The 9963-nt window shown below is 59.0% G+C and carries 6 protein-coding genes and 2 pseudogenes; 7 read left to right on the plus strand and 1 reads right to left on the minus strand.

The features are described 5' to 3' along the window. Positions 1-212 precede the first annotated feature (212 nt). A complete protein-coding gene (locus tag C482_RS08345) occupies positions 213-3191 on the minus strand; it encodes an ATP-binding protein (protein WP_006167098.1) in 2979 nt (992 codons plus the stop codon). Between the two features lie 174 nt (positions 3192-3365). Here C482_RS08345 and C482_RS22330 point away from each other — a divergent pair, with 174 nt between their 5' ends. The 7 genes and pseudogenes from C482_RS22330 to C482_RS22100 all read left to right on the plus strand — a co-directional run. After that, positions 3366-4661, plus strand: a complete 1296-nt coding sequence (locus tag C482_RS22330; RefSeq protein ID WP_006167099.1) for an eCIS core domain-containing protein — start codon at positions 3366-3368, stop codon at positions 4659-4661. A 1-nt stretch (position 4662) separates the two neighbouring features. Next, on the plus strand, positions 4663-5619 hold the full coding sequence (locus C482_RS08355) for a hypothetical protein (RefSeq protein WP_006167100.1): 957 nt from the start codon (positions 4663-4665) through the stop codon (positions 5617-5619). Positions 5620-5793: 174 nt separating this feature from the next. Beyond that, positions 5794-6626: pseudogene (locus tag C482_RS22850) on the plus strand (eCIS core domain-containing protein); the annotation flags it as partial. 85 nt (positions 6627-6711) lie between these two features. After that, on the plus strand, positions 6712-7659 hold the full coding sequence (locus C482_RS08365) for a hypothetical protein (RefSeq protein ID WP_006167102.1): 948 nt from the start codon (positions 6712-6714) through the stop codon (positions 7657-7659). A 22-nt stretch (positions 7660-7681) separates the two neighbouring features. Continuing rightward, the gene (locus tag C482_RS08370) at positions 7682-8551 is read left to right on the plus strand and encodes an eCIS core domain-containing protein (RefSeq protein WP_161605594.1); all 870 of its coding nucleotides are present in this window, start codon (positions 7682-7684) and stop codon (positions 8549-8551) included. Beyond that, positions 8551-9585: a hypothetical protein gene (locus C482_RS08375; RefSeq protein ID WP_006167104.1), complete on the plus strand. Its 1035-nt coding sequence runs from the start codon at positions 8551-8553 to the stop codon at positions 9583-9585. Before C482_RS08370 ends, C482_RS08375 begins: the two co-directional genes overlap by 1 nt. Positions 9586-9743: 158 nt before the next feature. After that, positions 9744-9963, plus strand: a pseudogene (locus tag C482_RS22100) (DUF4157 domain-containing protein); the annotation flags it as partial.

Raw genomic sequence — 9963 nt, forward strand, 5'->3', positions numbered from 1 at the left:
CGTTTTGCATCCCGCTATCTTCGAGGATGTCGGCGGCGTTGGCCCGTAGGATAGAGGCCTCGGGATCGGTGAGCGCAGCAGAGAGGCAGTCCTTACCGGTGCCATCCTCACCGGAGAAGAGACCGGAGAGAGACGGCGGGTGCGTTGGCTGCGCGACTGCGGGCGTGGATGGGGTCGAGAGACGTGGATTTAACGCAGAGGTAGGGTGGAGACTATCGGCCCGCGATCGAGAATATACGCCATCCCTCACCTTCCTCCGGGCGTAACTCGTACGTAGCGGTCTCCGGAATCCTCACAATCGATTCGGGGATCTGCTCGGTGTTCACCTCGTGATCGACCCGCAGCACGACACTATCGTGAGCGTCAGTAACGCGTTCGATATCATTGCCGATCGAAACGTTACCGTGGTCCAGGACTGCGAGATCTTTGCTGGTGAATTCGTCTGCGATCGTCCGAGAATGGTAGAACGCGTGGGCACTACCGTCACCGTCGGCCAACCGGGTGACGAATTCGGTGACGACCGCTTCAGGGGAGCGACCATCGGCCGGATCAACGGACGAAGCGGGCCGTTTTCCGGACGGCGTATTAGCGGTCGATTCGGGGGGCCCAGTGTCCGGATCAACGTCCGAATCCGAACCCGGGTCAACAGTTTCACCACCGTCAGCGTCTACCGGCGGGGCACTCGTGTGATCTTCGTCGACGGGCGACTCGTCTTCGACGACCCGTCCGGTTTCGTCCCCACTCGAGTCGGTCTCACTGGGGTCGGTGTTGGTTTCATCGCCGTACTTTCGACTGAGTTCGTCTCTCCACTCCCGACTGACGTTCTGGTTCTCGTAGCTTCGCAGTTTGTCCTCGTACTGGGTGAAGTCCTGTTCGATGGCGACCCCGCCCGCCTCACTTGCATACTGGAGCGCCAGGATCACGTGATCGAAGGTGATCGTCACGTCCGCGAAGTCGGTCGGTGAGTCCTCGAGAGGGTGGCCGTCGTGGGCTTCGGTGGCCGCGATGTAGGCAGCGTATTTTGCGACCTTTCGAACGATAGCTGGAGTCACAACGATACGACCGAGGTACTCGTAGTCGAACTCGCTGGTGTCGACGCTGGCCTCGTCGGGAAAGACGTTACGCCAGATCTGTCGGCGTACACGCTCCTGGGGGACATCGAAGTTGATCGAGTGGGCGATCCGGCGTTTGAACGCCGGATCGATCCCCGAGCGTTTGTTCGTCGTCAGCAGGGCAATCCCGTCGAAGCTCTCGAGACGCTGCAGCAGGAAGTTTGTCACGTTGTTCGCATAGCGGTCGGTTGAATCGCCGACGTCGGTCCGCTCGCCGAACAGCGAGTCGGCCTCGTCGAACAGCAGGATGGCGTTCGAGCGTTCGGCCTCCTCTAAGAGCGCCCCGAGTCGGCTCTCAGTTTCGCCGATATACTTGTTGACGATCTGGGAGAGGTCGACGCGGTAGAGATCGAGGCCGGTTTCGGTGGCGATAATCTCGGCGGCCATCGTCTTCCCGGTGCCGGGTGGGCCGTAAAAGAGGGCGACGACGCCGTCGCCCCTATCGCCGGTTTCGCCAAAGCCCCACTCGCTGGTGACCTGGCCCCGATACTGGAGATGTCCACAGAGTTCCCGCAAGTGGGTCTTCGGTCTGTCGTTGAGGTAAATGTCCTCGAAGGTGTAGCCCGGTTCCATCGACTCTGCGAGGGCCTCGAGATTACTGGCCGAGTACCGTTTACACGCTTCGTAGAGATGGTCGCGCTCGAGTGCGCCGTTGACGGGGGCGAAGACACCACTGTCGGGTTCGCTGCTAGCCTCGAGTGCAGCGGGGTCGATGTCGTCAGCATCGCCGTCGGTTCGACAGAGATACCGAGCTGTTTTGATGGCTCGTCGGATGTCCCGCTGTGGGAGCCGGAAGTTCGTCGCAACGTTCTCGACGAGGTAGTCGTCGTCGACCTCCTCGTGGTGCTTTTCCCAGACCTCGAGGCGCGTCTCGTAGTCGGGGAACGGACAGTGAGCCGTCTCAACGCGATGCTCGGCGAGGTCGACGTCGGGTTTCCACTCGTCGGTATGCGAGAGGAAGACGTCGCCGGGTGCGTCGTCGAGGCGTTCGACCACGGTATCGACAGAGCGGCCGTCCTCGGTCGTAATCTCGAGGTCGCCATCGGTGTCTTCGATCGTCGGCCCTTCTCTGTCGCCCGTGACCGCCTCGAGTCCCTTGAGGTGGAGAGCCGCGTCCTGGAGGACGGCTTCGCGGATCAGGCGAGTGGTCAGTTCGTCGTCCTCGAGGACGTCGGCAGCGTCGGCTCGCAGGATCGGCGTCTCGGGGGCGGTGAGGGCTTCCGGCAAGCGGTCTTTTCCGGCCCCATCCTCGCCAGAGAAGTAGTAGACCGTCGGTCTGTTCGCCTCATATGAGCGGTCGGCAGTCTCCTCTAGGATCGCTGTCGTCTCGGCGTCGAAGATGAGATCGTCAAGAGTCAACTCGCCTCGTTCGATCGTGACGGTGTCTGCCAGGGCAGGACCGATGGCATCGCCGCCTTTGAGGTAGCCGACGATACGGTCGTCAACGGAGATGGTATCGAAACCGGGGGGTTGGCTGGCTTTTCCAGCGTGACGGACGAGCAAATCGTGCTCAAGCAGTGGTGAGGTAGTCGCGAGTGCCTCTCCTGGCGAGACATCGTTGTGTGTCCCATGCCCCAGCCGGACGAGAATTATTTCTAGAACGTTTACTGTCGGGAATATCGGCTGGCCCGTCCCAGCAAGTTCCCCATAGACGGACGTCACGTTTCTGTCAAACTCGGGTGCGAGCGCGAGCAAGAATACGTCTAGGTGGACCCGTGAAAGGTCGAACAACTGTGCAAGTCGATCGAGTCGAAGTTCAGGTTCAGTGTCGCTTTCTCGTGCCCCCTCAAGATCGTGTTCGATTTCGGCCGCTAGCTCTGCGACCGTCGTTTGAAGATCGACGGTTGAGGGCTGTTCCGTGGACGGATCTGTGTGCTGTTCCTTCCCAGCAATTGCCCGAACTGTTCGTCCAACAGTTGCGAGGGTTCCAACAGCATCTACGGGGGCATCGGGTACGTCCATTACCCGTTGACCCACATTCGATTCATCGATCCCCACCTCCATTTCAGTTAGCGCATTTAATCCGACCAAGATTCGGTCGAATTCTGCCTGGAGGTGATCACCAGCCCGTTCGTACATACTACTCGATCATGTATAGAAACAAATAATCTTTCGTCTCGGAGAGCGAGCAGAGAATACAATCCAATCCAAGCATGAGAAAAAAGAATTATTGTATAGTACTTTGAAATCAGAGGTAATGACCTATTGGGATCGGAGAGCAAGCAAAAGTAGTGTCGATAACGGAGGACGGCGATGAAACACCGATCCAACCAAACCCAGTCACGAACCTCGAGTGACGAGGCAGAGACATCGAACTCAGAACGTCGGCAATCTCGAACGACCGCAAAGACGGAGACCGGGCAGGCGTCCAGCCAAGTGGTGTCGACCGCAGGAGCGGCTGTCGATGCATCAGTCCAGCGTGTGCCACAGGCCGTAGCGCCTCAGGAGCCCGGGCTGGGACCGTTAGCCAGCGCTCGCGCCGAAGCAATCCGCGAGCGCTTCGAGAACCGGCCAGCAGCGGTCCCAGACGACAACTCACGGCAGAACCTAGCCTCACTTCAGCGAAGCAAGCAGCCCCAGCACGATGCCACGCCCGCGGGTGAGACAGGCGTGCCCGAGACCGTCCGCGGCGTGCTTTCCTCGCCTGGTCGATCGCTGGATGGAGCGATCCAACGGGCGATGGAAGAGCGGATGGGGGATTCGTTCGGTGATGTCCGCATTCACACGGATGCACAGGCCGCCCAGGCATGCGAAGAGATCAATGCCCGTGCGTTTACCGTCGGCAATCACATCGCGTTCAACGACGGCGAGTACGATCCGACCTCGCCCGAGGGCCAACACATTCTCGCACATGAACTTGCGCACGTCCGCCAGCAGACCGGCGGGGTCATCTCGATGATGCCCAAACCGGATGCCAATCTGCAGATTGACCCCGATCCACAGCTGGAGCAAGAGGCCGAGGAAACCGCTCAGCGTGTAATGGCAGGCGGTGAACTCGGGATTCAGCGGATGCAGAAAACGGAGATACACGTCCAGCGGATGGTCCAAGGGACTGATGCCGTTGCTGCCGGCAACTCGAAGCGGATCAGTGAGGTCGTTGAACGTGTGTCTTCGATCGAAGACACGCTCGAAAACATTTCCGGAAAACTGGAAAGTTACGAGTCGAAACTCGATGAACACGAGGATTCCGTGGGCCGATTGTGGTCCAAAGTCGGGCAGCTCAAATCGAACAGCACGGAGGAGTCGTTTTCAACCGAGCAGAAGGTTGCGATGGGAATCGGCGGCGGAGCGCTCCTCGGCGGACTAGGAGACTTCCTGAAAGAGGGTATGGACCAGATGATCGGTGCATCAACCGGTGACCCACAAGTAGACCTCGCCCTTGCGACTGTCATTGGTGCGACTGCCGGTGGCGTTACAACCCTAGCGGGGATGGGTCTCGGGGGCCTCAAGGACCAACTCACAGACTTCCGGAACAGTAGTACTGCTGATGAACCCGCGCTCCGAGATGATAATGAAACTGGCGACAATAACTCAGAGGGGCTGACGTAATATGGAGGCAGAAATCACTGGCGAAAACGACGACAAGATTGGACTTCATGTTACGGATAGAAACGGGATCAAGCATAAAATCGAAATGAGAAAGAAAGATGGTGGAATAGACCACCATAACCAAAATGGATATTCTGACGCCCCATCGGAGCGAACAACCGATGAAGACGAAAGCGTGTCACAGGCGCGCCGCTTCGCTAAGTACCATATTTACCGAGAAAGAGGGCACGAGACGCTTTCACGACGACAGAATCCGGACTGCATCGCGGCAACGATTGTCGCGCTCCAACAGTTAAGCGACGAGCAGTTTCAAGAGTTGTTTGGAGAGTACTACCGGCAGGTGATTAGTCACTTCTCGGGTTCGGTTTCGGGCCCCATTCCTGTTCTCAAATACGTTGGCAACTTAGACGACTTCCGGTTGTTCATGCTAGATATCTATCTCGAACAGGATCTCGAGGAGATCAAGGCTTCTGGCGGAGCGTATGCGGAGCAACTCGCAACCATCGCCGAGGACGTTGCCGCTCAAACCTCATTTGCCGGAAGTATCAAAGAGGCTCTAGGAAATTTTGGTGGGAACCTGCTTGACCGTCTCGATGAGGAACAACTGGAGCTACCGGAGTATACGATCGAAGGGGTTTCCGACGTCCACATGCTGTACTACGAGGGACTCAATGACGAGCGTATCGTCGAGGGAGACCGGCCATTCGAGCGTGAGCCTGACACACGACTGGAACTCACGCCTGCAGCAGTTGAATCGATCGGCCAGTTCCGAACACTCGTGACCGAACACCTGCTGTGCCAACTTCGTGATTGTTACGTCAGCATGGGGCTGGAACCGCCGGCACCGTTTCGCGTGATCGGACCTGGATTCCACAAACACGCCCAGAAGTACCGCCACTTCGATATGTATCCCGACTACGTCGATCCAAACGCCAACATCCCCGGATATCGGGTGTAATTAAGTCCTCACCATGGAAATAGAGGCTCACCAGTCTCGTGGCATGCAGGCATTCCACGACTGCCAAGCCGAGTGCCCCCTGAAATTCCCTCGGGCGTCGAACGTCAGTACGTCGCATCACTCCAGCGAAGCAAGCAGCCCCAGCACGATGCCACGCCCGCGGGTGAGGCAGGCGTGCCCGAGACCGTCCGCGACGTGCTTTCCTCGCCTGGTCGATCGCTGGATGGAGCGATCCAGCGGGCGATGGAAGAGCGGATGGGGATTCGTTCGGTGATGTCCGCATTCACACGGATGTACAGGCCGCCCAGGCATGCGAAGAGATCAATGCCCGTGCGTTTACCGTTGGCAATCACATCGCGTTCAACGACGGCGAGTACGAGCCGACCTCGCCCGAGGGGCAGTTCTTACTGGCGCACGAACTCGCACACGTCCGCCAGCAGACCGGCGGGGACATCTCAATGATGCCCCAGGAGGAGGCTACTCTCGAGATCGACCCCGATCCACAGTTAGAGCGCGAAGCTGACGAGGCAGCCGCGCAGGCGCTTTCCGGTGAGGAGTCGCCGGTAGTTAGCCGGATGGGAACCGACGTCCACATCCAGCGAGTAGCTGCTGGTGCACCAGTGAAAGGTGCAGACGGTGGTTCAGGCCTGGCGGACCGGGTGAGTTCTATCGAGGAGTCGTTGAGCGAACTGGAGCCGTTGAAGTCGCTTGCCGATCGGACCGACGAACTCAAAGCGCAACTGGACGGGTCGGACGACGGCGGGATCGCGAAGAAAGTTGGCGCGGCCGGTCTCTGGGGAAGCGTCGGTGCTGCGCTAACCCAGGCCCAGCACGCCGGTGCCGAAGCCCTCGACATGGAAAGCTTACTCGGCAATCTCACCGGGGACGCTCACGCCGACGCTGTTCTCGGAACAGTCATCGCTGGAACCACCGCCGCAAAAATCACTGGCGGCAAAGAAGGGCTCTCAGCCCTCAAAGAACGCGCCAAAGCCTGGTTCTCTGAGTAGCGCGCCAAGAGTGACGAGGACGAGCGTAAAGCACGGGAGGAAGCAGACAATGGAGATCAGTCTCGGCTGAGGTTCTGGGATTAACATGAATGCACAGATTGCCGGAGAAGACGATGAGGGAATCGGAGTCACAGTCCTCGATAATTGTGACGTAGAACATCGCATCGCGATGGACTTCAAAGGTGATATAGAAGCGCATGCCCAGGATAGAGTCCCCGACGACCCCTCTGAACGCACCAACACCGAAGATGAACGCTTCTCCCAGGCTCGTCGCTACGCCCGCTACCATGTCTACCGCGAGACGGGCTACGACACTCTCGAGCCGCGGATGAACCCGGACCGAATTGCCGCGGTCCTCGCAGGTATCCACACGATGGACGACGAGGCGTTCGAGTCTTTGTTCGATCCTTTCCACCGTCAGGTGGTCAGCTACGACGATCCGTCGGTCGAGCCGCCGATCGACCCGCTTGAGTACGTCGACCGCGAGGAGTTCAGATTGTACATGCTCGACGTCTACCTCGAGGAGGATCTCGAGGAGATCCGGGCGACCGCGGACGCGTACAGCGACGAACTGGCAGCGATTGCCGACGACGTCGAGGCCCAGATCGGCAGTGGTGGCCTTCGGCAGAAAGTCGCCAGTTTCGCCGGTCAGGTCCAGGAGCGAGCGGCGTCCGGTGACATTGATCCGCCGGAGTTCTCCATCGAGGCAGTCTCAGACGTCCATATGCTCTACTACGAGGACACCAACGACGACCGCGTTGTCGAGGGCGATCGGCCATTCGACCGCGAGCCAGACGCTCGTCTGGAGTTTACGCCGATACCTGCGCATCCGCTCGAGCAGTTCCGCCCATTGATCGAAGAACACTTGCTCTGTCAGATCCGGGATTGTTACGTCGGCATGGGTGAGGAACCACCCGCACAGTATCGCGTCCTCGGTCACGGTCTCTACAAGTTCGCCCAAAAGTACCGCCACTTCGATTGCTACCCAGATTACGCCGACCCGGACACCGACGTGCCGGGGTACAGGATCTAAGCCGGAGCGTCGACCCAAACCTGTGATTAGGATTTATACAGGGGCGGCTGCCCAGCAGGCATGTCAGGAACTCAACGCGCGTGCGTTTACCGTGGGCAACAGCATCGCCTTCGGTCCCGGCGAGTACGATCCGCAGTCGACTGCTGGCCAGCACCTCATCGCCCACGAGGTCGTCCACACGCTCCAGCAACCAGACGCGCCAGTGTCGATGATGCCCAAAACTGAGCTCCAGATGGAAATCGATCCGGACCCACAGGCCGAACGGGAGGCCGAAGACGTCGCCACCCAGATTATGGATGGTGGTGACCTCGGCAGCCAGCAGATGCAGGGAACGGACGTTCACGTCCAGCGCGTCGGAAGTGCGGTCTTCACCATGGCTAGCTCGGCGAAGAACCTGCTCGAGATGCAGCGAGACCAGCGCCGCCTCGAGCAGGAAGCCCAAGCGGCCAAATTCGAGACTCTGGGCAACACAGAGGGCGATACCGAGCAGCGACTCTCACAACTCGAAAATGCAGTCTCGGAACTGGGATCGTACGTCGCCTCGCAGGTCGGGCCGGGTCCGACACTCGGCGAGAAAATGAAATCGGCAGTCACCGACAACGTCGTGACGACGGCCGCCGGTCTGACCGTCGGCGCAGGGCTGGCCTACGCTGGCCTCCAGACGGGCAGTCCCGAAATGGCGATGGCGTCGGCTCCGGCAACAGCCATGACGAGTACCTACGCGAAACATCGCGCCCCGGACGTCAACGCGGTCGCCTCCCAGATGGCCCCCGACTGGGCTGATGATATCGGCGGCCTCGTCAAACACTACGTCGAGAAAATCCTCGGTAGGCGTGAAACTGAGACTGAGACTGGGGCTGGCTATGACCCTTACCAGGGCGGTGATTCCTAATGGATGGCAACATCGAAGGTGAAGACGGAGAATATTTGAAGATCTACGTTACGGACAACAATACTACAGAGCACGATATCACCATTGAGATTGGTTCTAGTGAAATTGTATACCACGAACAAGACGGCTATCCTGACGATCCAGCCAAACGGTCCGACGAGGGCAACGAACACGTAAAGCAAGCCCGCCGGTTCGCCCGCTATTACGTTTACTGTGAACGCGGCTACGACACGGTGCCGTCACGGATTCATCCAGAACGCATCAACGCTGTCCGTCTCGCCGTCGCCGAGATGGACCTCGAGGAGTTCGAGGCTAACTTCGGTGACCTCTACCAGCAACTGAAGAGCCACCACGACGAAGACTACGAGCGAGTCGTGCAGCTGCCAGCGGACGCCCAATCCGAAGAGTTAGTCCTCTACCGGAAGAATGTCTATCTTGGCCTCGATCCGCTCGAGACCGAGTTTGAGAAAGAGGCCAGAACGCTCGCGGAGCGGTATGGTCTCGACCTTACCGATCGATCGCCGTCGGACCTCACGCTTGGAAGTCTGTCGCCGGATGAACTAGATAGCTGGTCGGCGTACAGCGACGATCTCGCCGCAGAGGCTACTGACGCCGGAGTAACCCTCTACGACGGCCTCTACATCGACGGCGTCTCGGAACTCCACATGGCGTATCTCGATCACCGCGGCGAAGAACACGTCACCACCGCACTCGAGCCAGAGGTTGAGCCGGATACGCGCATCGAACTCCCACCGGCCGATCCGGGCACGCTCGAGCAGTTCAAGGCAGCGGTCCAGTTCAACCTCATCTGCCAGATCCGGGATTGTTTCATCCGGATGGGTCTCGAACCGCCCAAGGAGTATCAGGTACTTGGTTTGGGAACCTTCGAAGCGGCCGAGAAATACGAATCGGTCGACTTCTACCCCGAGTATCACATGCCCGAAGATGGTGATGTCTTCCTCGGCGATACGCAGCGCTCGGCGTTCTTCGGCTCGAAATCAGTTCTCGGGAGTCTCAAATCACTACTGAGTTGAGACCGAATCAATATTTGTTTGACTCCTTCCGATAACGTACAACCAATGCACACCGTTGGGCCATCGTATCGTTGTTTTCTCGGCGTGGGCTTCAGGTCCACGACAGGCGGCTTACGAGAGCTATGATACGTTCGGATAGCTTCGACAGAAGCCTACCCATGCCGTCGCACCAGAATCGTGAGCAAACGCAGACGGACTCGGGGCAACCTTCGAGTCGATCGTCCGACGAGATGACGCGCTCACGGGCGCGTCGTCAGTCCGAAACGTCGATCCAGCGAGCATCGTCACAGACGGTCGCCGCCGGGTCAGTCGCCCAGAGCGCCTATCCGGAACTGGGCTCGCCCGTTGATCTGGCCGATCTCCCAGTAGACTCGACGA

It is taken from the genome of Natrialba chahannaoensis JCM 10990, assembly GCF_000337135.1.
Classification (GTDB): Archaea; Halobacteriota; Halobacteria; order Halobacteriales; family Natrialbaceae; genus Natrialba; species Natrialba chahannaoensis.

Excerpts from the sequence above, each read along its gene's own strand:
- C482_RS08345 (WP_006167098.1), bottom strand. The coding sequence starts at position 3,191 with ATGTACGAACGGGCTGGTGATCACCTCCAGGCAGAATTCGACCGAATC.
- C482_RS22330 (WP_006167099.1), top strand. The coding sequence starts at position 3,366 with ATGAAACACCGATCCAACCAAACCCAGTCACGAACCTCGAGTGACGAG.
- C482_RS08355 (WP_006167100.1), top strand. The coding sequence starts at position 4,663 with ATGGAGGCAGAAATCACTGGCGAAAACGACGACAAGATTGGACTTCAT.
- C482_RS08365 (WP_006167102.1), top strand. The coding sequence starts at position 6,712 with ATGAATGCACAGATTGCCGGAGAAGACGATGAGGGAATCGGAGTCACA.
- C482_RS08375 (WP_006167104.1), top strand. The coding sequence starts at position 8,551 with ATGGATGGCAACATCGAAGGTGAAGACGGAGAATATTTGAAGATCTAC.